Raw genomic sequence first — 22024 nt, forward strand, 5'->3', positions numbered from 1 at the left:
GACCTTGTGGAAAGTCGGCTGTTACAACGTTGGAACAGCGCGTTGACAATCGTCTTTTCGGGCGGTCCGTTACCCACCTGCGGGCGGTATCGGCCCCGGCGACCCCGACCCCCACGGCGCCGCCCCCAGACCGGGCGCCAGGCCGCCATCCGCGAGGAGAAGGACTCACGCATGACCTTGGCACTGATCCACGCCCACGGCGACCGCATCACCGTGGTGCACGAGGCGAGCGGCACGGAGCTGTGCGCCTACGTCTACCGGCCGGAGGCGGCATGGGAGGCGCCCAAGCCCTACCTGCATCCGATCAGGACGCTGTCCGGCGGCCTGGTCACCGACTACCGCCCCAACGACCACCGCTGGCACAAGGGCCTCCAGCTGACCGCCTCCCACCTGTCGGGCCAGAACCTGTGGGGCGGCAACACGTACGTGCACGGCGAGGGCTACCTGCCGCTGCCCGAGCGGGTCGGCTCGATGGCGCACGTCGCTTTCGACGACGTCCACGCCCGGGTTGACAGCGCTGTCATGGCGGAGCGCCTCACCTGGCATCCGCACGGCGGCGAGCTGTGGGCCGAGGAGGAGCGCCGCATCGAGGTGCGCGACGTGGATCCGGAGTCCGGAAGCTGGTCGCTGACCTGGACCTCGGCGGTGACCAACCGGCGTGACGAGCCGCTGCGCTTCGGCAGCCCCACCACGCACGGCCGGCCCGCCGCCGGCTACACCGGGCTGTTCTGGCGCGGGCCGCGGGCGTTCCGCGGCGGCCGGGTCTTCACCGCCGAGGCGGACGGCGGCGACCTGATGGGCGTCCAGGCCCCGTGGCTGGCCTACGTCGCCGAGCACGACGGCCGCGACGGCCACGCCACGCTCGTCTTCGAGCACGCTCCCTCCAACGACCACCTGGGGGAGAAGGGCACGCACCCGGCCCACTGGTTCGTCCGCAGCGACCCGTTCGCCGCCGTCGCCCCCTCGTGGGCGTTCCACGACGAGCTGGTCCTCGACCCGGGCGAGACGCTCAGCCGCGCCTACCGTGTCGTCATCGCCGACGGCGCCTGGGACCGCGACAAGGTCGCCGCCCACCTCGCGGGGCACGCCTGGTGAGCGCGACGCCCGGCCGGCCGCTCGTCAGCCGCCGCACTTTCCTGGCCGCGGCCGCAGCGGGTCTCACCGGCTGCTCCTCGACGAGTACGACGGCGAAGCAGCAGGGCGTCACCCTCACCTTCACCTGGTGGGGCAACGACGACCGCGCCGCGCGTACCAGGGAGGCGGTCACGCTCTTCGAGCAGGCGAACCCCGGCCTCACGGTCCGCACCTCCAACGCCGAGTTCGGCGCGTACGTCCAGAAGCTCGCCACACAGGCGGCCGGCGGCGGCATCCCGGACGTGGCCCAGCTCGACTACCGGCAGATCTCCCAGTACGCGGGCGGCGGCGCCCTCCTGCCGCTGGACCCGTTCATCAAGGACGGCACGATCAGGACGTCGGAGTTCGACCAAGGTTTCCTGCGCACCGGCACCTTCGGAGGCACCCAGTACGCCCTGCCGCAGGGCCGCGGCATCACCGGCTACGCCTACGACTCCGCCCTGTACGCCGAAGCAGGCGTCCCGGCACCCCGGCCGAGCTGGACATGGGACGACTTCGAGGAGACCAACAAGGCGATCGCCGCACTCGGCCTGAAGGCGCCCGACGGCCGCCCGGTCAGGGGCGCCAACGACGGCGGCGGCAACGAGGACATCTTCGAGGTGTGGCTGCGCAGCAGAGGCGGGCAGCTCTACGCCGAGCAGAAGCGCATCGCCTTCACCGAGGACGACCTCACCGAGTTCTGGACCTACTTCGACCGGATGCGCAGGGAGGGCGCGATTGCCGCGGCCGAGGACACCGCGCAGGCCGGCAGCACCGAGACCAGCCCGATGATCAGGCGGCTGACGGCCGCCGACTTCACCTGGGACGCGCCGTTCCCCGGCTACGTGACGATGCTCGGCGGCTCCATCCGCTTCGCGCCGGTGCCGACGACCGGCGGGCACGCGGGCTCGTACTTCAAGCCCAGCATGCTTCTCGGCATCGGCGCGCACACCGAGCATCCCGAGGAGGCGGCCCGCCTGATCGACTTCCTGCTCAACGACCGGCGAGCGGGCGCCGCCCAGGGCTTCACCCGCTCCACCCCGCCCAACCGGCTGATCGCCGCGGATGTCGCCACCACGCTCGAGGGCCCCGAGCTGGAGACCTACCGGTACGCGCAGACCATGGAGAAGTACGGCATGGACGCGCCACCGACCGCCCCGCCGAGCGGCGACGTCGCCGTCCAGACCGCCTTCGGCCGCATCTACCAGCGCGTCATGTTCGAGATGTCCACGCCCAGGCAGGCGGCGCGCGAGTTCATCGACGAGGCGAACAGGGAGCTGCGGTCATGACCACCCTGACGACCCGCGCGCCCGCGCGCACCACGCCGTCGCAGAGCCCCCGCCGGGTGCGCGACAAGCAGTGGCCCGCCTACGTGTTCATGTCGCCGTGGATGATCGGCGCCGGCCTGCTGACGCTGCTGCCGATGGCGGTGTCGCTCTACCTGTCGTTCACCGACTACGACCTGTTCGACCCGCCGGAGTGGGTGGGCCTGCGCAACTACGCCGAGATGCTCTTCGAGGACCCGCGCTACTGGCGCTCGGTCGGCACGACCCTGCTGTACGTCGTCGTGGCCGTGCCGCTGAAGCTGGCACTCGCGCTCGGCGCAGCGCTGCTGCTGAAGAACCTCACCAGGGGCAGGGGCTTCTACCGCTCGGCCTTCTACGCGCCGTCGCTGCTCGGGGCGAGCATGTCGATCGCGCTGGTGTGGCGGGCGCTGTTCAACGACGGCGGCTCGGTGACCGACGTGCTCAAGTGGTTCGGCATCGACACCGGCGGCTGGGTCGGGAACCCGCATCTCGCGGTCTTCGCGGTGGTGCTGCTCGCGGTGTGGCAGTTCGGGGCGCCCATGGTGATCTTCCTCGCCGGGCTGCAGCAGATCTCACCCGAGCTGTACGAGGCCGCCGCCCTCGACGGCGCCGGCGCCTGGCGGCAGTTCGTCTCCGTCACCGTGCCGATGCTGTCGCCCGTCGTCTTCTTCAACCTGGTGCTGGAGATCATCCAGTCGTTCCAGGTCTTCACCCCGGCCTTCGCGATCAGCGGCGGCAAGGGCGGCCCGGCGGACTCCACCATGTTCTACACCCTCTACCTGTACGAACGCGGCTTCACCGCCTCCCACATGGGCTACGCGGCGGCGATGGCCTGGCTGCTGCTGATCGCCATCGGCGTGGTCACCCTGATCCTGTTCAGGACCTCGCGGTCCTGGGTCTTCTACGCCGACGAGGAGGGACGATGACCACCTCGCCCCTGAGCACCGGGCCCCTGAGCACCGGGCCCCTGAGCACCGGGCCCCTGAGCACCGGGCCCCTGACCACCGCGCCGGGCGCGGCCGTCCGGCGCGGGCTGCCGCACGTGATCGCCGCCGTCAGCCTGCTCATCCTGCTCTATCCGCTGGTCTGGCTGCTCGCCACCTCGGTGAAGCCGGCCGACGAGGTGGTGACCAGCCTCGACCTGCTGCCCAGCCACCTGGAGTGGTCGAACTACCTGACCGCCCTGGAGGGCGTGTCGGGCGTGCCGGTCAGCCGGTTGTTCGTCAACACGCTGCTGATCGCCGGCGGCTGCGTGATCGGGAACCTGCTGTCGTGCTCGCTGGCCGCCTACGCCTTCGCCCGGCTGCGGTTCAGGATGCGCAAGGTGATGTTCGGCTTCATGGTGGCGACGCTGATGCTGCCGCACCACGTCGTGCTGATCCCGCAGTACATCATCTTCAACCGGCTCGGGCTGGTGGACACGTACTGGCCGCTCATCCTGCCGAAGTTCCTCGCCACCGAGGCGTTCTTCGTCTTCCTCATCGTGCAGTTCATGCGCGGGCTGCCGCGCGAGCTGGAGGAGTCGGCGAGGATCGACGGGTGCGGGCCGTTCCGTACGTACTGGGCGATCACGCTGCCGCTGAGCCGGCCCGCGCTGATCACGACGGCCATCTTCACCTTCATCTGGTCGTGGAACGACTTCCTCACCCAGATGATCTACCTGTTCGCGCCGGAGAACTTCACGCTCACCATCGCGCTGCGCAGCTTCGTCGACCAGTCCAGCACCTCGGCGTACGGACCCATGTTCGCCATGTCGGTGATCTCGGTGCTGCCGATCGTGCTGTTCTTCTTCGTGTTCCAGCGCTACCTGGTGCAGGGCATGGCCACCTCCGGGCTGAAGGGCTGAGGGCGGGATGGCCCGCGTTCCGTCCGACAGGGCGCCCGGCGAGCCGTTCGGGCCGGGCTTGGCGCTCTTCGCCGACATGCTGCTGGCCGGGCTGCTGACCACCGTCGCGGCGCTGCCGGTGGTGACCGTGCCGGCCGCGTTCGCCGCCGCGTCCGCCGCGCTCAGGGAGTCCGCGACCGGCGGCGCGCACGTCACCGCCGCCGGGTACGCGCGGCGGCTGCGCGCCCGGCTCACCCCCGGGACGCTGGCCGCCGGGCTGCCGGGCGCCGGCGTCATGGCGCCCGCGCTGGCCCTGCTCGCGCTGGGGGCGCTGACCGTCGGGCTGCGGGCGATCGCCTCGCCGTACGGGCCGTCGGTCCGTACGGCGCTGCACCGCTCGGCCGGCGACCCGCGCGGCACGCTCCTGCTGGCCTGCGCGGTGCTGCTGGCGGTCCTGCTCGCCTGGGCGATCCCGCTGCTGGTGCCGCTGCTGCCGGGCCCGCTGGCGTTCGCCGCCGCCGTCGTGGACCTGCGTTCGGCGGGTGAGCGCGCCTGAGACCTGCGCCCCTGGTCAGGGGAGGGCGGCGAGTTTCTCGCGTACGGCGTCCGCCTGGGGCTGGCCCGACTCGGCGAGCAGGTCGAGTGCCCGGCGCCACGCGGCGCGGGCCTGTTCCCGTCCGCCGGCCGTGGCGTGCACGTCGCCCAGGTTGACGAGCGTCTGGGCGAGGAAGGAGCGGCTGTCCAGCTCCTCGAACACCGCGGCCGCCCGCCGGTAGTACGCCACCGCGTCGGAGTGCCGGCCCGCCCGGTGGTAGGCGTGGCCGATGGTGTCCCAGGTCAGCGCCTGGTTGTTGGGGTCGTCGAGCTGCTCGTACAGGGCGGCGGCCCGGCGGCAGTAACGCAGCGCCTGCTCGTACTCGCCGGTTTCCACGAGCACGTTGCCCGTCGTGTTGAGCGCCATCGCCTGCCCGATGAGGTCGTCGGCGGCCACGTACAGGCGCAGCGCCCGGGTGCCGTGGTGCAGCGCCTCGGCGTACTGGCCCTGCCGGTAGAGCAGCGCGCACAGGTTGACGTGGGTGTGGGCCTGGCCGACGCGGTCGCCGAGCCGGTCGTACAGGTCGAGCGCGAGCCTGATGTGCGGCTGCGCCTCCACGTGCCGGCCCAGGTTCGAGCAGGCCATGGCGATGCCGCGGTGTGCGATGGCCTGCGCGCGTACGTCGCCGAGCCGCTCGGCGGCGGCCAGCCCGGCGCGCTGGGTGGCGCGCCACTCGTCCCAGTGGCCCTGCCGGTAGAGGAAGTCGGTGACGACCCAGACGAGCTGCCAGGCGTGCACGTCGAACGCCTCGGCGGCGGCCCGCGAGATCAGGCCGAGCATCACGCGGTGCTCGCTCGCGTACCAGGCGAACGCCTGCTCGTAGCCGTCGAACGCGGTGACCGTCACGCCCGCCTGGCGGAGGGCGAGGGTGATGGGCTCGCGGTGCGGGTTGAGCAGGCGGGCGGCGGCGTGGCCGGTGTGCAGGTGGTGGTCGAGCAGGCGGTGCAGCGCGGCCCGCCGCTCAGCGGCGTGCGGGCGTACCAGCTCGGCGGCGTAGCTGCGCAGCAGGTCGTGCAGGCTGTAGCGGCCGGGCAGGTGCTCGGTGAGCAGGTGCGCGCTGCGCAGCTCCCCGACCAATGCGCGTAACCGTTCCCGGGTGACGCCCGCCAGGCTGGCCATCGCGGCGAGGGTGAGGTCGGGCCCGGGATGCACCGCCAGCAGCCGGAACAGGCGGGCCGTCTCGGCGCTCAGCGTCCGGTACGACCAGGAGAAGACGGCACGGGCGTCGGCCGCCGGGTCGCCCGCGTCGAGCGTGTCGAGGCGGCGGCGCCGGTCGCCGAGCTGGGCGGCGACCGAGGCCAGGGTGAGCGCGTGGGTGGCGGCGTGCGCGGCCGTGATCGCCAGCGCCAGCGGCAGCCCGGCGCAGCGGGCGATGATCGCCCCGGCCGCCTCGGGCTCGGCGGCGACGCGGGCCGCGCCCAGCCGGCCGGCCAGCAGTTCCCTGGCCTCGTCGTCGCGCAGCAGGTCGAGGGTCAGCGCGGCGGCCGCCTCCGTCGCGACCAGGCCGGTCAGCGTGTTGCGGCTGGTCACCAGCACCGCGCAGGACGGGGCCGCGGGCAGCAGCGGCTTGACCTGCTCGGCCTCCAGTGCGTTGTCCAGCACGATGAGGACCCGCCTGTCCGACAGCGTCGTGCGGTAGAGGGCGGAACGCGCGGCGAGGTCGTCGGGGATCTGCCGCGGCGGTACGCCCAGCGCCTCAAGGAACATGCCCAGGGCGTCGCGCGGGTCCACGGCGTCGCCCGACGGGCAGAAGCCCTTGAGGTTCACATAGAGCTGGCCGTCGGGGAACCGGCCGCGCGCCCGGTGCGCCCAGTGCAGCGCCAGGCACGTCTTGCCGACCCCTGCCATGCCGGAGACGACGCAGATCCGGGTGGCCGCGCCGTCCGCCTGCGGCCTCAGCAGCTGGTCCAGCTCCGCCAGCGCCTCCGTCCTGGCCGCGAACCTGGACACCCCGACGGGCAGTTGCCGTGGCACGCGCCGCCCGCCTTCGGGCTCCGCGCCGGAAGCCTCTTCGGCGGGCGGGGGAGGAGGGCCCGCCTGGGCGGCGGCGGCGAAGGCGGCCTGTTCGAGCGGGTCGAGCTGGAGCGCCTCGGCCAGCAGCCGGAGCGACCTGCTGCGGGGCCGCTCCACCGCGTCGCCCTCCAGCCGGCGGATCGTCCGTACGTTGACCCCGGTCTTGCTCGCCAGCTCCTCCTGGGTCAGCAGCGCCCTGTTGCGCCAGGCCCGGACGAGCGCTCCCAGACTCTGACCCTCCTGAACGATCCCAGCAGACATGGTGACCCCTCGATCCATGCGCATTGCCCATAGCCCCGTGCCCCCGCCGGGGTGGAGTCTACGAGACCATCCGTAACACCTAGGGGTGTCATGTCTGTTTATTTCGGAGGTGTGTCCGAAATGGCGGGATAAATGTTCTGAGCTGGGCATTGATCGTTTGATCGTGCGAAAAGCAGAGAATGTTGGCACGGTGGATCATCGCCCGGAGCCGCACGTGCGGCAGGCGGACCCCCCGTCGGCGAGAATGGCGTCACCGGCCCTTCATCTTCGCCGATGAAAGCGGCCGGCCACCAGGACGAAAACCGGTCATTCGCCGGACAGCGCATCGGGGTACGCCGCAAAGGCGGACCCCGGCGACCACGGCGTGCCCTATATGATCCGTCTTCTGCGGAGGCGGGAGTATGAACATGAATCGGGCACCGGGCATGGTGGACGTGGCACGCGAGGCAGGCGTGTCCCACGTCACCGTCTCCCGCGTGCTCAACGACCACCCCTCCGTACGCCCCGAGACCCGGGCCAGGGTCGAGGCCGCCATCGAGAAGCTCGGCTACCGGCGCAACAGCGTCGCCCGCGCGCTCAAGAGCCGCCGCTCCTCCACGATCGGCGTGGTGCTGGCCGGCGCCGAGCTGTACGAGCTGCCCAGGATGCTGCGCGGCGTGCAGAGCGCGGCCCAGCGCGCCGGCTACTGGGTGAACCTGGCGAGCTGGCAGGGCGGCAGCACCCGCGACTTCGCCGAGACGCTGCGGCGGCTCACCGACCAGGCGGTCGAGGCGGTCGCGGTGATCGGCGACCGGCCCATGGTGGTGGACGCGCTGGCCGAGATCGCCACCGACGTGCCGGTGACGGTCATCGTGTCCGGCACGGTGCCCAACCCCGACCTCGGTTTCGTCGAGCTGGACCAGGAGCTGGGGGCGCGGCTGGCCGTACGCCACCTGCTGAGGCTGGGACATCGCCGCATCGCCTACCTCACGGGCGCGCTGCGCACCTACGACGCGCGGGCCCGGGTGGACGGCTGGCGGGCCGCGCTGGCGGAGGTGCCGGAGGCCCAGGGCGAGCTGTTCGAGGGCGACTTCACCGGCAACAGCGGCTACCGGCTGGCCACCTACCTCGTGACCCGGCACGAGGCCGAGCCGCCGACCGCGATCTTCACCGGCAACGACCAGATGGCCATGGGGGTGCTGGCGGCCTTCGCCGAGCTGGGCGTGCGGGTGCCGCAGGACGTCTCGCTCGTCGGCTTCGACGACATACCGGGAGCCGCGTACCTGGTGCCCGCGCTGACCACCGTCCGTCAGGACTTCCTCGGGCTCGGCGAGCGCTGCGTCGAGCAGTTGCTGGGACGGATCAAGGGCGACGCGCCCGCGACCGAGCGCATCCCGCCCGAGCTGGTGGTCCGCCGCAGCACCGCCCCGCCCAGGGATCAGGCCGGCTCGTAGTCGAACCAGCCGAACCTCGCCCGCCCGCCGCCGGAGGCATAAAGGCCCAGGTAGACGCCGACGAACCCGCCGGCGCGCTCGGTGCTGAGGAGGGCGCGCCCGACCGTGCCGAGCGCGGTGGAGCCGACGCGGAAGGTGTAGCCGGTCTCGTCGCCCTCCACCTCCAGCACGACCTCCCCGTGCACCGGCGCGGCGGCCACGCGGGTGGGAACGCCCGACTCGCGTACGGTCAGCACCGCCTCGCCGTCGATGAGCGCGAGCGTCGCGTGCTGGTCCTGGTTCTGGAAGACCGCCAGCCCCGCCTCGGCGCCCGTGAAGGTGAGGCTGGTGCGGGCGCGGAACCGTACGTGCTGCTGCCGCCGCCCGACGAACGCCGGCACGCCCAGGGTCGAGAGCGGCTCAGGACCGGCCTCGATCTCCAGCCCGTCGCCCGTCAGGTGATCCACCGGGCCGCGCAGGCTGTTCCACTCCGGCCCGAGCACCGGCCCGTCGAAGTGCTCCCGCCCGGCCGGGGGCTCGTCCTCGGGGAGGGCGGCGGCGATCGAGGGGAGGCGTTCGTCCAGGCGGACCCCGCCTGACTCAGGGGCGAAGACCGGCCCGGCGGGCGTCCAGGTGACGGGCACCAGGAAGGTCTCGCGGCCCAGCGTGTGGGTGCCGTCGATGGGGCGGACGCCCAGCGTCACCGCCCACGTCTCGCCGTCGGGCGTGTCCACCAGGTCGGCGTGCCCCACGTTGTGCACCGGCTCGCCGGGGCCCCGGTGCCGGTGGGTGAGCAGAGGGCTGCGCGGGTCGGTGACGTACGGGCCGGTGACGGTTTCCGCGCGGGCGGCGGTGACGCTGTGGTTGCGCTCGGTGCCGCCCTCGGCCGCGATCAGGTGGTACGTCCCGTCCCGCTTGTACAGGTGCGGCGCCTCCACCCACGCCCCTCGTACGGCGCCGTGCCACAGCACGTGGGTCGGCCCCACGAGCTTCAGCCGCTCGAGATCCAGCTCCCGCATCCACAACTCGCCCGGCCCGACGTCACCGGCGGCGTCCCGGCAGGCGGTGAACCAGCAGCGGCCGTCGTCGTCAAAGAACAGCGAGGGGTCGATGCCCTCGGCCTCCAGCGGCACCGGGTCCGACCACGGCCCGGCCGGGTCGTCGGCGGTGGCGACGAAGGTGATCCGGCCGCGCCGCCGCACGGCGAGCGTGGACACGACGTAGAAGCGGCCCTCGTGGTGGCGGATGGTCGGCGCCCACAGCCCGTCGGAGACGTCGAGCCCCTCCAGCGGCAGCAGGCCCGGCCGGTCCACCACGTGGCCGAGCTGCCGCCATCGCACCAGGTCACGGCTGTGGAAGACGGGCAATCCAGGGAAGTACGCGAACGACGAGGTGACCAGGTAGAAGTCGGCCCCGACCCGGCAGATCGACGGGTCCGGATGGCAGCCGGGCAGGACGGGGTTGCGAAAGGTGGGCACGGGGGCGGGCTCCGGTGGCGTGTTACAAAAAAGGTCTTGACAGAATGACAACGTTAACATCAGGTTAGAAACCCCACGCAAGACCCGGCCCCCCGCCGGAGAGCACCTGTCCGAGGAGACCGCCATGACCCCACACTCCCTGCCCTCGCGCCGCAGGCGCAGGACGCTCCTGGGCGCCGCCGCACTGGTCGCGGCCCTGACGGCGTCGCTGGCCGCATGCGGTTCGAACGAGCCGGAATCCTCGGGCACGGCGGCGAGCGCGGACGGCCCGATCACGCTGCAGTTCTGGACCTGGAGCCTCAAGGGCAGCGACCCCGGCGCGCAGGCGATCGTGGACAAGTACCACGAGCTCAACCCCAACGTCACGGTCAAGCTCTCGGAGGTAGGCGGCACGTCCGACACCGCCGCCAAGCTGCTGGCCGCCGACCAGGCGGGCGACACCCCCGACGTGGTGCAGATCGAGTACCGCGGAGTGCCCGCGCTGGTCGTGGCGGGCGCCGTCAAGGACATCACGGCCGACGTGGCGTCCGTCAAGGCGAACGTCGACCCGAACATCTGGGCCCAGACCACCTTCAACAACCAGGTGTACGGCGTCCCCCAGGACATCGGCCCGATGGTGCTCACCTACCGCAAGGATCTGTTCGACAAGTTCGGCGTGAAGGTCCCCACCACGTGGGCCGAGTACGCCGACGCCGCCGAGAAGATCCACAAGAAGGACCCCGAGGCCTACATCGCCAGCTTCGCGGCCAGCCAGCTCGAGTTCTTCGCCGCGCAGGCCGCCCAGGCCGGCGCGCAGTGGTGGAGCACCGACGGCAACAGCTGGAAGGTCGGCATCGCGAGCGAGCCGTCGCTGAAGACCGCCGACTTCTGGCAGGACCTCGTCGAGCGCGACCTGGTCAAGGTGGAGCCGCTGCTCACGCCGGAGTGGAACGCCCAGGTCAACAAGGGCAAGATCCTCAGCTGGGCGGCCGCGGCATGGGCGCCGAGCGTGCTCTACACGGTCGCGCCCGACACCGCGGGCAAGTGGGAGTCGGCGCCGCTGCCGCAGTGGACGAAGGGCGACCCGGCCGTGCCGTTCCTCGGCGGGTCGGCGTTCCTGGTGCCGGAGAAGTCGAAGCACGCCGCCGAGGCGGCGAAGTTCGCGGCCTGGCTGGGCGCCTCGGACGAGGGCTCGAAGCTGCTGCTCGGCCTCGACCTCTTCCCCGGCGGCAACGCCGGCCGGCAGGCCACGCTCGGGCACGAGCCGCCTAAGCTGATGCCGCAGCAGAAGGACTTCTACCAGGTCACCGACCAGGTGATCAAGAACACCACGATCCCGGTCACCTGGGGGCCGAACGTCAACGTGGCTCAGAGCGCCTTCGGCGACGCGCTCAACAAGGCCGCGCTGGCCAAGTCCTCCTTCCGGGAGGTGTACCAGGCCACGCAGCAGGCGGTGGTCGCCGATCTGCAGAAGTCCGGTTACACCGTCACCCAGTAAGACGCGCGGGGCCCGCCCAGGGCCCCCGCTCGATCCCACTCTGGACGTCTCATGCCCGCCTCCTCCGCCGGCCGCCGCACCCGCCTGCGCGCCGTCGCCACCCCATGGCTGTTCGCCTCGCCGGCGATCGTGCTGTTCACGCTGTTCATGGTCATCCCGATCGGTTACGCGATCTACCTGAGCTTCCGCGGCTTCCGCGTCGAAGGCGGCGGGGCGTTCGGGCGGCGCGTGCAGACCTTCGTCGGGCTGGACAACTACACCGCCGCGCTCAGCGACCCCGAGTACGCCGCCGGGCTCGGCCGCGTGCTGCTGTACGGGGTGATCTCCATCCCGAGCGTGCTCGGCCTGGCCCTGCTGTTCGCGCTGCTGCTCGACACCCCGAGGGTGCGGGCGCGCGGCTTCGCGCGTACGGCGATCTTCCTGCCGTACGCGGTGCCCGGCGTGATCGCCAGCCTGCTGTGGGGCTTCCTCTACCTGCCCAGCACGAGCCCGGTCACCTACATCGCCCGCGAGCTGAACGCGGGGCCGCTGGACTTCTTCGGCTTCCCCGCCCTCTACTTCTCGCTGGCCAACATCGCGCTCTGGTCGGGCGTCGGCTTCAACATGATCATCATCTTCACGTCGCTGCGCGCCATCCCCACCTCGGTCTACGAGGCGGCCCGCATCGACGGGGCCAGCGAGCTGCAGATCGCCTGGCGGATCAAGATCCCGCTGGTGGCGCCCGCGCTCGTGCTCACCGGCCTGTTCTCGGTGATCGGCACCCTCCAGCTCTACAGCGAGCCGGCCACGCTACGGCCGATGACGACCACGATCAGCTGGACGTGGGTGCCACTGATGAAGATCTACCAAGAGGCGTTCGCGAACGACAACCTGGGCGGGGCCGCCGCCGCGTCCGTGGTGCTGGCCGTCGGCATCCTCGCCATCTCGCTGCTGTTGCTGCGCTTCTTCCAGCGCCGGACCTTCGGAGACAACGCATGACCGCCGTCACGAGCACCGGCGACCGCCAGTTCGGCCGGCGACGCGGGGTGCAGCGGCGCAGGCCGCGGCTGGCGCTGGTCGTGCTGCTGCTCGGCGCGCTCTACTGCCTGACCCCCGTCGCCTGGGTGGTGCTGGCCTCGTCGAAGACCTCGCGTGAGCTGTTCACCACGTTCTCGTTCGCGCCGGGCACCGGGCTGATCGACAACCTGATCGACCTCAGCACGTACGGGGGCGGCCAGTTCTGGAAGTGGGGCCTCAACTCGCTCATCTACGCGGGGCTCGGCGCGGTGCTGTCGACCCTGGTGGCGGCGATGGCCGGTTACGCCCTGGCGAAGTTCCGCTTCCGCGGCCGGCAGGTGCTGTTCTCGGCGATCCTGGCCGGCGTGCTGGTGCCGGGCGTGGTGCTGGCGGTGCCGCAGTATCTGCTGCTGGCCGCCGTCGGCCTGGCGGGGACGCACTGGTCGGTGCTGCTGCCGGTGATCATCAACCCGTTCGGCATCTTCCTGTGCCGGGTGTTCGCGGTGGCGTCGGTGCCGGAGAGCACGCTGGAGGCGGCCCGCCTGGACGGCGCCGGCGAGCTGCGGATCTTCGTCACGATCGTGCTGCCGATGATGATCCAGGGCCTGGTGACGGTGTTCCTGCTGCAGTTCGTCGGCATCTGGAACAACTTCCTGCTGCCCTTCATCATGCTCTCCGACCAGGACAAATACCCGATCACGCTGGGCCTGTACACGTTCCTCGGCAAGGGCGCGGGCGACGGCGACCTCTACTCGCTGGTCATCACCGGCTCCGCCGTCGCGGTCATCCCGCTGATCATCCTCCTGCTGGTCCTGCAGCGCTTCTGGCGCGCGGACCTGCTCGCCGGCGGCCTGAAAGGTTGATGGGCATGAAGTTCACCGACGGGCTCTGGCAGCTGCGTCCCGGCGTCACCGCGCTGTACGCGGCCGAGGCCTACGACATCGACACCGGCGCCGACGCGATCACCGTGACCGCGCCCACCACCGTCATCACCCGGCGCGGCGACACCCTCAACCGCCCGGTGTTGACCCTGCGGCTGTCGTCACCGCTGGAGAACGTGATCCGCGTCCGCATCGACCACCACAGGGGCGGCGGCGAGCAGCGCGGCTTCGACCTGCCGGGCGACGGCCCGGCCAAGGCCGACGGCACGACGCTCACCAGCGGCGCGCTCAGCGCCACCGTGACGCCCGGCGCCCCCTGGAACCTGGCCTTCCACGCCGACGACCGGCCGCTCACCACGAGCGGGCACAAGTCGATCGGCTACTTCCAGCTCGCCGCCGACGCCCAGACCGACCCGGGGCCGGTCGGCAAGCCCAGGACGGGGCCGTCCGCCCACCTCGCCCAGCAGCTCTCGCTCGGCGTCGGCGAGGTGGTCTACGGGCTCGGCGAGCGCTTCGGACCGCTGGCGAAGAACGGGCAGACGGTCGACATCTGGAACGCCGACGGGGGCACCTCCTCCGAGCAGGCGTACAAGAACGTGCCGTTCTACCTCACCAACCGCGGCTACGGCGTCTTCGTCAACCACCCGGGGCACGTGTCGTACGAGGTGGGGTCGGAGGTGGTGCAGCGGGTGCAGTTCTCCGTCGAGGACGAGAGCCTGGAGTACTTCGTCATCTACGGGCCCACCCCCAAGCAGATCATCGAACGCTACACCGCGCTCACCGGCCGCCCCGCCCGGCTGCCCGCCTGGTCGTACGGGCTGTGGCTGTCCACCTCGTTCACCACCGACTACGACGAGCGGACCGTCACCTCCTTCATCGACGGCATGGCCGAGCGTGACCTGCCGCTGTCGGTCTTCCACTTCGACTGCTTCTGGATGCGCGAGTTCAACTGGTGCGACTTCGCCTGGGACCCGCGCGTCTTCCCCGACCCCGAGGGCATGCTGGCCCGGCTGCACGCCAAGGGCCTGCGGGTCTGCGTGTGGATCAACCCGTACATCGGGCAGCGCTCGCCGCTGTTCGCCGAGGCCGCCGAGCGGGGCTACCTGCTGCGGCGGCCGGACGGCGGCGTCTGGCAGTGGGACATGTGGCAGGCCGGCATGGGGCTGGTCGACTTCAGCAACCCCGACGCGACGCGGTGGTTCCAGTCGAAGCTGCGCGGCCTGCTCGACCAGGGCGTGGACGCGTTCAAGACCGACTTCGGCGAGCGCATCCCGCTCGACGTCGTCTACCACGACGGCTCCGCGCCCGAGCGCATGCACAACCTCTACACCCAGCTCTACAACGAGGCCGTGTTCGAGGTGCTGGAGGAGCGGCGCGGGCGGGGCGAGGCGGTGCTGTTCGCCCGCTCGGCCACGGCCGGCGGGCAGCGGCTGCCCGTCCACTGGGGCGGCGACTCCGGTTCCTCGTACGAGTCCATGGCCGAGAGCCTGCGAGGCGGCCTGTCGCTGGCGTTCTCCGGCTTCTCGTTCTGGAGCCACGACATCGGCGGCTTCGAGGGCACGCCCGACCCCGGCGTGTTCAAGCGGTGGGTGGCCTTCGGGCTGATGTCATCCCACTCGCGGCTGCACGGCTCGTCGTCCTACCGGGTGCCGTGGGCGTTCGACGAGGAGGCGGTCGAGGTCACCCGGCTGTTCACCAAGCTCAAGCTGCGCCTGATGCCGTACCTGTACCAGGCGGGCGTCGAGGCGCACGAGAGCGGCACGCCGGTGATGCGGCCGATGGCGATGGAGTTCCCCGGCGACCGCACCGCCGCCCACCTCGACGCCCAGTACATGCTCGGCCCCGACCTGCTCGTCGCGCCCGTCTTCACCCCTGACGGGACGGTGGAGTTCTACCTGCCCGACGGCACGTGGACGAACTACCTGACGGGGGAGCGGGTCGAGGGCGGGCGCTGGCGTACCGAGCGGCACGGCTTCACCTCGATGCCGATCTACGTCCGCGAGGGCGCGGTGCTGCCCGTCGGCGCCAGGGACGACCGGCCCGACTACGCCTACCTCGACGGGCTCACCCTGCGCGTCTACCCCGGGCCCGACGGCGAGACCACGCTCACCGTCACCGACCCCGCGACCGGCACGCCGGCCCGCTTCACGGTCACCCGGTCGGGCGGCGAGGTGTCGGTCACCTCCACGGCCCCCTCGGGCTGGCGTCACGAGCCCGCCTGAGCGATCGGGCAGTGCGTGCCCCGGTAGATCGTGGGCATGCAGCGGTTGCAGTGGATGCAGGTGGAGGTGACGCCCGGGTCCTGCCTGATGCGGTCGATGAGGCCGGGCTCCTTGAGCAGGGACCGGCCCATGGCCACGAAGTCGAAGCCCTCGGCCATGGCCCGGTTCATGGTCTCCAGGCCGGTGACGCCGCCCAGCAGGACCAGCGGCAGGTGCAGGGCGCGGCGGAAGGCGCGGGCCTGGTCCAGGAGATAGAGGTCCTCGTACGGATATGTCCGCAGGAATCGCCCGCCCATGGCGCGGACGCCCCACCGCTGCGGCGGCCGGAACGCCGCGGCGAACTCCTTGACCGGCGCGTCGCCGCGGAACAGGTACATGGGGTTGAGCAGCGAGCTGCCCGCCGTCAGCTCCAGCGCGTCCAGGCTGCCGTCCGCCTCCAGCCAGGCGGCGACCTGCAGGCTCTCCTCGGGGCGCAGCCCGCCGCGGACGCCGTCGTCCATGTTGAGCTTGGCCAGGATCGCCAGCCGGCCGCCCACCGCCTCGCGGACGGCGCGGCAGATCTCGCGGGCCAGGCGGGCTCGCTTTGACAGCTCGCCCCCGTACGCGTCGTCGCGGCGGTTGAGTCTCGGGCTGAGGAAGGCGCTGGCCAGGTAGTTGTGCCCGAGGTGGATCTCCACGGCGTCGAACCCCGACTCGGCGGCGACGCGAGCGGCATCGCCGTGGGCCCGCACGATGCGTTCGAGGTCCTCCCGGGTGGCGGCCCTGGTCATGCTCATGCCGAGCAGGTTCGGCCGCCTGCTGGGCGCCAGCGCGGGAAGCCTGGTGGAGGCCGGGTTGGCCACCGGGCCCGCGTGCCCGAGCTGGGCGGAGACGGCGGCGCCCGCGCCGTGCACGGCGTCGGCCAGCCGCCGCAGCCCGGGGGCCGCCTCGGGCCGCATCCAGAGCTGCCGCCGCTCGGTCCTGCCCTCGGGGCTCACCGCGCAGTACGCCACCGTGGTCATCGCCACGCCGCCCTCGGCGAACGCGCGATGGAAGTCGATGAGCGCGTCCGACACGAGCGCCTGCGGCGTGCGGCCCTCGAACGTCGCCGCCTTGATGATCCTGTTGCGTAAGCGCAGCGGCCCGAGCCTGGCGGGCGCGAACACCTCGTTCATGCCGCCCACTCTCGCCAAGCAAGCGCTTGGACGCAAGCGTACCGCCTCCCACCTGGGCGTTCGCTGCTCGACGCGCGGGGTAGCCGTAGCCGCATGACCACTCCTGATGAGAACGCGGCGAAAACCGACACTGAGCCGCTGCTGGACGCGGCCCAGGAAGACGAGCGGAACGCCCGCGAGCCCGCGGACGAGCCCAGGCACGCCGGCCAGGTGGCGATGGAGGAGGCCCTGCGCCAGTCCGGCCAGACGGCCGAGGACCTCACCTCCGGCACGGAGGACGGCGAGCCGGCGGAGTGAGGCGGCCCCGCGCTCCTGGCGGCCCGCGCTTCGCCTGGCGGGGCGCGGGCCGCGTTACTGCGGAGACCTTGGGGGCAGCGGGCGACATGAGGGAGTTGAGATGAGTCATCACGTACCAGAGCACGATCCTCGTTCGCGGTTCGAGGACGAAGGCATACCGGATCTCCAGGACGGCACGCCGCAGCAGCAGTGGGCGGTCGATCCGCAGGAGGCGCCCCTGCCCGCCGACGAGCCGGTGGCCGTGGAGGAGTTCGGCACCACCGACGACGAGCAGATCCAGGGCGAGTCGCTGTCCGGGCGGCTGGATCGGGAGGTGCCCGAGGACCAGCCCCAGTTCGGGGTGGAGGAGGGCGCGACCGCCGGGCGCCGGGACGGTGACGACTTCGACGCGCCCGCCGTGGACCGGGTGACCGAGGAGGGCGGCCTCGGCGTCGGCTCCGACCTCGACACCCGCCGCGAGCGGGACAGCGGCATCGACCCCGTGCCGGGCGCGCAGCCGGAGGAGCCGTCCGGGCAGGTGTGGGACGAGCCGCGGCCCGCCGGTCGCCTCGTCGCCTCCGACGAGGGCGCGCACGGGGACGACGAGCCCGACGAGATCGCCACCGAGGTCGGCCCCGACGGCGGCGGCTTCACCGCCGAGGAGGCCGCCATGCACATCGAGCCGGAGTGAGGGGAGGACCATGGCGAGCAAGGACGACGACGACAAGCGCCGGGAGCAGGACAAAGGCACGACGTTCGACCCCGACCTGCACAACATGGGCGGCGACGTGGGGCCCGCCGGCATCCCCGGCTCCGACGACTCCGGGTACGCCGAGCCCATGGGATACGTCACGGGCCGCGACGACGAATGGTCGGTGACGGCGGGGTCGGGCGAGAAGTCGGTCGCGGCCCGTACGGACGAGATCGAGGACCACGTCGCCACCTACGGCCCGAGCCCGCACCCGATGCCGGAGGACCGGCGCGAGCAGCGGGGCGAACCGGGCGACCCGGGTTTCCGCGTGCAGGGGCCGGTGGACGAGTCGGAACACGGCCTCATCGTGGACGACGAGGGCGAACCCCCGTCGGAGCCGGAGGGCGCGCTGCGCGGCGGCGAACACATCAGCGCCGACGTCGACTGGGTGGCCTCGGACGAGGAGGACGACCCGGACGGCGGCTCCGGCCGCACGGGCGCCGACGACGGCGGCTACCTCCCCGGTGAAGGCACCGGCCGCCCCTACTGACGCACCGCGACGGCGCGGGCCATGGCGCGGCCCCGGCCGGTGGTGTGCGCGTTCAGCGGTGGGGGTGCAGATGGGCGGAGAGCCAGTCCGTGACCCTGGTGACGTAGCTGACGCGGTTGGCGATGCGGCGGATCTCGTGGCCCTCGTCGTCGAAGACCAGCGACTCGCAGGGCAGGCCGAGTGCGGCGGCCGCGGCGATCACCTGCTCGGCCTCGTACAGCGGGACGTTGGTGTCCTGGGCCCCGTGCACCACCAGCAGGGGAGCGGTGAGGCGGTCGAGGGCGCGCAGGGGTGACAGGGCGCGCAGCAGGTGGCGGTCGGTGTCCGGATGGCCGTACTCGCCGACCGCCGCCGCGGCGATCCACGGTTCGGTACGGGCGTAGAAGGTCTCGAAGTCGGCGATGCCGCTCACGGTCACGCCGGCCCGGAACAGGCCAGGATGGGTGACGAGCGTGGCCAGCGTCAGGTAGCCGCCGTACGACCAGCCCATGCAGGCCAGCCTCGACGGGTCACCGGCGCCGATGCGGGTCAGCTCGGCCGCGCAGTCGGCGACGTCGTCGATGGCGCGGAAGCGCAGCTCGCGGTCGTCGGCCTGGCGGAAGGCCCGCCCGTACCCGCCGGAACCGCGCACGTTCGGGGCGAACACCCCGATCCCGGCGGCCAGCAGGCTCTGGTAGAGCGGGTTGAAGGCGGGCCGCTCCTGGTCCTCGGGCCCGCCGTGCAGGAACAGTACGTACGGCGCGGGCCCCTGCGCGTGCGGCGGCCGATAGAGCCAGGCGGCGAGCTCCAGCCCGTCGCGCGCCGGGAAGCGCACCAGCTCGGCGGCGGCCGCCGTGGGCAGCCGCCCCGCGCCGGCGGCGTAGCGGTAACGGCCCTGGTCGAGGTCGCAGAGCACGACGTGCGACGGCTCCTGCGGGCACTCGGCGGCGAGCGCGGCCAGGGCGCCGTCCCAGCCGATGCGGGCGGAGGTGACCACGTCGGCCGGCGGGGGCGGGAGGTGCCGGAGCCGGCCGCGTTCGAGGTCCATGACGTCCAGCTCGGAACGGCCGTGCGCGTTCCACACGAGCAGCGCGCGGCGCCCGTCGGCGCTCAGCGCGAACCGGTCCAGCTCGGCGTCCCGCCGCTCGGCCAGCACCACGGCCTCGGCCCCCTGGTGCACGGCGAGCAGCGCGGCGCGGTCGCGGCCGGCGTCCGACACCAGGTACGCGGTCCTGCCGTCGGGGGAGAGCGCCCCGTCGTCGGTGGAGCCGGGCAGACCGGGCAGCAGGAGCCGCTCGCCGCTCGGTTCGTGCCCGCCGAGCGCCTCGGAGCGCAGGTCCACCACGTACATCCGGCGGCGGCCCCGCGGCCCGCGCCGCAGCAGCATCCTGGCGTGGTCGCGGCTGATCGCCACCGGCCGCAGCAGCGGACCTGCCGCGATGATCTGCCGCCCGCCGGTGACGGCGTCCACGAGCACGGCCCTCGACACGCCGTCCGCCGACGTCTCGGTGACGAGGACCGTCTCTCCGCGCGCGGTCCAGCGCACCAGCGACGCCGACCCGCCGTCGGGCGCGGCGAGCAGCCGCAGGTCGCCGCCGTGCGGCTGAACGGTCCACACCTGCGTGTGCTCGCCGCCGCCCGGCGCGACGAGCACGGCGAGATGTGCTCCGGTCGGCGCCCAGCTGACGTCCACCACCGGCTGCGGCCCCGTGTCCACGACCCACTCCTCGCCCGTCCCGAGCAGCGGCCTGATCCACACGCGCGGCGATCCGTCGTGGTCGCTGACGAAGGCGACCGCACTGTTGTCGGGCGCCAGAGCGGGCGCCAGGCAGCTCCACGCGGTCAGCCCGGACACCCCTGGCACGTACGACGGCCCGCCGAGCAGGAACCCGTCCGGATGCGGATGCTCCTGCCAAGCCAGGTGGTCCAGGCGGGGGAGCGCGAACGGGTACACCGGCCCGGCCCCGCCCACGGGCAGGCGGGGTTCGCCGGCGGGGCGGGTCATCACAGCCCGTGCGTCTGCAGCCACAGCTCCAGCAGGCCGAGCTGCCACAACGTGTTCACGCCCGTCGGCGTCCTGTCCCGTTCCGGGTCGGCGAGCAGCCGGTCCACGTAGTCGCGGCGGAACAGCTCACGCTCGCGCGCCGCCCGGCTGGTCAGCACGTCACGCACGAGGTCGAGCAGCGCCCCGTCCACGTGCCGGATCGCCGGTACGGGAAAGTACCCCTTCGGCCGGTCGATGACCTCGGCGGGCAGCAGCCGCCGGGCGGCGTCCTTGAGCACGCCCTTGCCGCCGTGGGCCAGCTTCAGCTCGGCGGGGCAGGCCGCGGCCAGCTCCACCAGCTCGTGGTCGAGGAACGGGGTGCGCGCCTCCAATCCGTGCGCCATCGTCATGTTGTCCACCCGTTTGACCGGGTCGTCCACCAGCATGGCGGTGGTCTCCAGGCGCAGCACGGCGTCCAGTGCGGTGTCCGCCCCGGGCCGGGCCAGGTGCTCGCGCACGAAGTCGCCGCTGGCGTCGTGGCCGAGCAGGCGTTCCTTGGGCAGGATCGCGGCCAGCCCGTCGTGCGGCCGGTCGAAGAACGCGCGCGCGTAGACGTCCGCGGCCTGCTCGCGGGGCACGTCGGCCAGCGGCGGGAACCAGCGGTAACCGGCGAACACCTCGTCGGCCCCCTGCCCCGACTGCACCACTTTGACGTGCTCGGCGACCTCCTGCGCCAGCAGGTAGAAGGCGACGCAGTCGTGGCTGACCATCGGCTCGCTCATCGCCCGCACCGCGCCGTGCAGCCCGTCGAGCAGCCGCTCGTCCGGGATGCGGATGCGGTGGTGGTCGGTGCCGAAGCGGCGGGCGACCAGGTCGGAGTACGCGAACTCGTCGCCCCGCTCGCCGCCCGCCGCCTCGAAGCCGATGCTGAACGTGACCGGCGGCTCGTGCTCCTCCTCGGCCAGCAGCGCCACGATGAGGCTGGAGTCCAGGCCGCCGGAGAGCAGCACGCCGACGGGCACGTCCGCGACCGTCCTCCTGCGTACGGCGGCGCGCAGCGCGTCCATGACGGCGTCCCGCCACTCGCGGCCGTTCAGCCCGGCCGCCTCCGGGAGCGCGCCGCGGGTGTGGGGCGGGTCCCAGTAGCGGTGGTCGGTGCGGGCGCCGTCCGCCTCGATCACCCGTACGGTCGCCGCCGGCAGCTTGCGCACCCCCGCGAGGATCGTGCGCTCGCCGGGCACCAGCGCGTGGAAGGTCATGTAGTGGTGCAGCGCCACCGGGTCGATGGCGGTGTCCACGCCGCCCGCCGCCAGCAGGGCGGGCAGCGAGGAGGCGAAGCGCAGCCGGCGGCCGTCCTCGGCGAGGTACATCGGCTTGATGCCGAGCCGGTCGCGGCCCAGGATCAGCCGGCCGGTGGCGCGTTCGTACACGGCGAAGGCGAACATGCCCTTGAACCGTTCGACGCAGCGCGGACCCCACCGGTGGAACGCCTTCATCAGCACCTCCGTGTCGGAGGTGGAGGAGAAGCGGTAACCGGCGCCGCGCAGCTCGTGCCGCAGCTCGGCGTAATTGTACAGGCAGCCGTTGAACACCACGGCCAGCCCCAGCTCGACGTCCACCATCGGCTGGGCGCCCTTGTCCGACAGGTCGATGATCTTCAACCGCCGGTGGCCCAGCGCGACGGCGCCGCGCGACCACAGGCCGGAGCCGTCGGGGCCGCGCGCGTCCATCGTCTCCGTCATCCGCCCGACGGCTTTGATGTCGGCCTCTTCACCGTCGAAGCGCAGCTCTCCGCTCAATCCGCACATGG

General features: G+C 72.4%; 18 protein-coding genes. 13 read left to right on the plus strand and 5 right to left on the minus strand.

Annotated elements, in window-relative coordinates; all coding sequences use genetic code 11:
- The first annotated feature begins 171 nt into the window (after nucleotides 1-171).
- From AB0K28_RS18065 to AB0K28_RS18085, 5 genes are read left to right on the plus strand one after another with little or no spacing between them, the layout of a single operon-like run.
- Nucleotides 172-1095: a PmoA family protein gene (locus AB0K28_RS18065; RefSeq protein WP_364371007.1), complete on the plus strand. Its 924-nt coding sequence runs from the start codon at nucleotides 172-174 to the stop codon at nucleotides 1093-1095.
- Nucleotides 1092-2402, plus strand: a complete 1311-nt coding sequence (locus AB0K28_RS18070; RefSeq protein ID WP_364371010.1) for an ABC transporter substrate-binding protein — start codon at nucleotides 1092-1094, stop codon at nucleotides 2400-2402. Before AB0K28_RS18065 ends, AB0K28_RS18070 begins: the two co-directional genes overlap by 4 nt.
- Entirely contained in the window at nucleotides 2399-3346 is a 948-nt protein-coding gene (locus AB0K28_RS18075; protein ID WP_345388350.1) for a sugar ABC transporter permease, read from the plus strand. The genes AB0K28_RS18070 and AB0K28_RS18075 overlap by 4 nt, the downstream gene beginning before the upstream one ends.
- Complete coding sequence (locus tag AB0K28_RS18080) at nucleotides 3343-4266, plus strand: carbohydrate ABC transporter permease (RefSeq protein ID WP_364371013.1); 924 nt, start codon at nucleotides 3343-3345, stop codon at nucleotides 4264-4266. The genes AB0K28_RS18075 and AB0K28_RS18080 overlap by 4 nt, the downstream gene beginning before the upstream one ends.
- Nucleotides 4267-4273: 7 nt before the next feature.
- Nucleotides 4274-4801 (plus strand): hypothetical protein, encoded by a 528-nt coding sequence (locus AB0K28_RS18085; RefSeq protein ID WP_364371015.1) that lies wholly within the window; start codon nucleotides 4274-4276, stop codon nucleotides 4799-4801.
- Between the two features lie 15 nt (nucleotides 4802-4816).
- Here the strand turns inward: AB0K28_RS18085 and AB0K28_RS18090 are convergent, their stop codons facing one another.
- The gene (locus tag AB0K28_RS18090) at nucleotides 4817-7114 is read right to left on the minus strand and encodes a tetratricopeptide repeat protein (RefSeq protein ID WP_364371018.1); all 2298 of its coding nucleotides are present in this window, start codon (nucleotides 7112-7114) and stop codon (nucleotides 4817-4819) included.
- A gap of 407 nt (nucleotides 7115-7521) precedes the next feature.
- Between AB0K28_RS18090 and AB0K28_RS18095 the strand changes: the two genes are divergently transcribed.
- Complete coding sequence (locus tag AB0K28_RS18095; RefSeq protein ID WP_364371021.1) at nucleotides 7522-8547, plus strand: LacI family DNA-binding transcriptional regulator; 1026 nt, start codon at nucleotides 7522-7524, stop codon at nucleotides 8545-8547.
- Here AB0K28_RS18095 and AB0K28_RS18100 read toward each other — a convergent pair.
- A complete protein-coding gene (locus AB0K28_RS18100) occupies nucleotides 8532-10004 on the minus strand; it encodes a glycoside hydrolase family 43 protein (protein ID WP_364371023.1) in 1473 nt (490 codons plus the stop codon). The two genes, AB0K28_RS18095 and AB0K28_RS18100, sit on opposite strands and share 16 nt — an antisense overlap.
- A gap of 124 nt (nucleotides 10005-10128) precedes the next feature.
- Between AB0K28_RS18100 and AB0K28_RS18105 the strand changes: the two genes are divergently transcribed.
- The 4 genes from AB0K28_RS18105 to yicI are packed head-to-tail and all read left to right on the plus strand — an operon-like array spanning nucleotide 10129 to nucleotide 15580.
- Nucleotides 10129-11481 (plus strand): extracellular solute-binding protein, encoded by a 1353-nt coding sequence (locus tag AB0K28_RS18105; protein WP_364371026.1) that lies wholly within the window; start codon nucleotides 10129-10131, stop codon nucleotides 11479-11481.
- Nucleotides 11482-11532: 51 nt separating this feature from the next.
- Nucleotides 11533-12459 (plus strand): sugar ABC transporter permease, encoded by a 927-nt coding sequence (locus AB0K28_RS18110; RefSeq protein WP_345388328.1) that lies wholly within the window; start codon nucleotides 11533-11535, stop codon nucleotides 12457-12459.
- On the plus strand, nucleotides 12456-13340 hold the full coding sequence (locus tag AB0K28_RS18115) for a carbohydrate ABC transporter permease (RefSeq protein ID WP_345388326.1): 885 nt from the start codon (nucleotides 12456-12458) through the stop codon (nucleotides 13338-13340). Before AB0K28_RS18110 ends, AB0K28_RS18115 begins: the two co-directional genes overlap by 4 nt.
- A 5-nt stretch (nucleotides 13341-13345) precedes the next feature.
- Nucleotides 13346-15580 (plus strand): alpha-xylosidase, encoded by a 2235-nt coding sequence (gene yicI, locus AB0K28_RS18120; RefSeq protein ID WP_364371031.1) that lies wholly within the window; start codon nucleotides 13346-13348, stop codon nucleotides 15578-15580.
- Here the strand turns inward: yicI and AB0K28_RS18125 are convergent.
- On the minus strand, nucleotides 15565-16734 hold the full coding sequence (locus AB0K28_RS18125) for an NADH:flavin oxidoreductase (RefSeq protein ID WP_364371034.1): 1170 nt from the start codon (nucleotides 16732-16734) through the stop codon (nucleotides 15565-15567). The two genes, yicI and AB0K28_RS18125, sit on opposite strands and share 16 nt — an antisense overlap.
- Before the next feature lie 93 nt (nucleotides 16735-16827).
- Here AB0K28_RS18125 and AB0K28_RS18130 point away from each other — a divergent pair, with 93 nt between their 5' ends.
- The 3 genes from AB0K28_RS18130 (at nucleotide 16828) to AB0K28_RS18140 (ending at nucleotide 18251) form a co-directional block, all read left to right on the plus strand.
- Nucleotides 16828-17031, plus strand: a complete 204-nt coding sequence (locus AB0K28_RS18130) for a hypothetical protein (RefSeq protein WP_364371037.1) — start codon at nucleotides 16828-16830, stop codon at nucleotides 17029-17031.
- A gap of 100 nt (nucleotides 17032-17131) precedes the next feature.
- Nucleotides 17132-17701, plus strand: coding sequence for a DUF5709 domain-containing protein (locus tag AB0K28_RS18135; RefSeq protein ID WP_364371040.1), 570 nt, complete (start codon nucleotides 17132-17134; stop codon nucleotides 17699-17701).
- Nucleotides 17702-17711: 10 nt separating this feature from the next.
- Nucleotides 17712-18251, plus strand: coding sequence for a hypothetical protein (locus AB0K28_RS18140; protein WP_345388318.1), 540 nt, complete (start codon nucleotides 17712-17714; stop codon nucleotides 18249-18251).
- Between the two features lie 52 nt (nucleotides 18252-18303).
- Here AB0K28_RS18140 and AB0K28_RS18145 read toward each other — a convergent pair whose 3' ends face one another.
- The gene (locus AB0K28_RS18145) at nucleotides 18304-20259 is read right to left on the minus strand and encodes an alpha/beta fold hydrolase (RefSeq protein ID WP_364371043.1); all 1956 of its coding nucleotides are present in this window, start codon (nucleotides 20257-20259) and stop codon (nucleotides 18304-18306) included.
- Entirely contained in the window at nucleotides 20235-22022 is a 1788-nt protein-coding gene (locus AB0K28_RS18150; RefSeq protein WP_364371046.1) for an N-acetylglutaminylglutamine amidotransferase, read from the minus strand. The genes AB0K28_RS18145 and AB0K28_RS18150 overlap by 25 nt, the downstream gene beginning before the upstream one ends.
- Nucleotides 22023-22024: the final 2 nt, after the last annotated feature.

The sequence above is a fragment of the Nonomuraea sp. NPDC049504 genome (assembly GCF_040676845.1).
GTDB classification, from domain to species: domain Bacteria; phylum Actinomycetota; class Actinomycetes; order Streptosporangiales; family Streptosporangiaceae; genus Nonomuraea; species Nonomuraea salmonea.

Excerpts from the sequence above, each read along its gene's own strand:
- AB0K28_RS18065 (WP_364371007.1), top strand. The coding sequence starts at position 172 with ATGACCTTGGCACTGATCCACGCCCACGGCGACCGCATCACCGTGGTG.
- AB0K28_RS18075 (WP_345388350.1), top strand. The coding sequence starts at position 2,399 with ATGACCACCCTGACGACCCGCGCGCCCGCGCGCACCACGCCGTCGCAG.
- AB0K28_RS18080 (WP_364371013.1), top strand. The coding sequence starts at position 3,343 with ATGACCACCTCGCCCCTGAGCACCGGGCCCCTGAGCACCGGGCCCCTG.
- AB0K28_RS18085 (WP_364371015.1), top strand. The coding sequence starts at position 4,274 with ATGGCCCGCGTTCCGTCCGACAGGGCGCCCGGCGAGCCGTTCGGGCCG.
- AB0K28_RS18090 (WP_364371018.1), bottom strand. The coding sequence starts at position 7,114 with ATGTCTGCTGGGATCGTTCAGGAGGGTCAGAGTCTGGGAGCGCTCGTC.
- AB0K28_RS18095 (WP_364371021.1), top strand. The coding sequence starts at position 7,522 with ATGAATCGGGCACCGGGCATGGTGGACGTGGCACGCGAGGCAGGCGTG.
- AB0K28_RS18105 (WP_364371026.1), top strand. The coding sequence starts at position 10,129 with ATGACCCCACACTCCCTGCCCTCGCGCCGCAGGCGCAGGACGCTCCTG.
- AB0K28_RS18110 (WP_345388328.1), top strand. The coding sequence starts at position 11,533 with ATGCCCGCCTCCTCCGCCGGCCGCCGCACCCGCCTGCGCGCCGTCGCC.
- AB0K28_RS18115 (WP_345388326.1), top strand. The coding sequence starts at position 12,456 with ATGACCGCCGTCACGAGCACCGGCGACCGCCAGTTCGGCCGGCGACGC.
- yicI (WP_364371031.1), top strand. The coding sequence starts at position 13,346 with ATGAAGTTCACCGACGGGCTCTGGCAGCTGCGTCCCGGCGTCACCGCG.
- AB0K28_RS18125 (WP_364371034.1), bottom strand. The coding sequence starts at position 16,734 with ATGAACGAGGTGTTCGCGCCCGCCAGGCTCGGGCCGCTGCGCTTACGC.
- AB0K28_RS18130 (WP_364371037.1), top strand. The coding sequence starts at position 16,828 with ATGACCACTCCTGATGAGAACGCGGCGAAAACCGACACTGAGCCGCTG.
- AB0K28_RS18135 (WP_364371040.1), top strand. The coding sequence starts at position 17,132 with ATGAGTCATCACGTACCAGAGCACGATCCTCGTTCGCGGTTCGAGGAC.
- AB0K28_RS18140 (WP_345388318.1), top strand. The coding sequence starts at position 17,712 with ATGGCGAGCAAGGACGACGACGACAAGCGCCGGGAGCAGGACAAAGGC.
- AB0K28_RS18150 (WP_364371046.1), bottom strand. The coding sequence starts at position 22,022 with ATGTGCGGATTGAGCGGAGAGCTGCGCTTCGACGGTGAAGAGGCCGAC.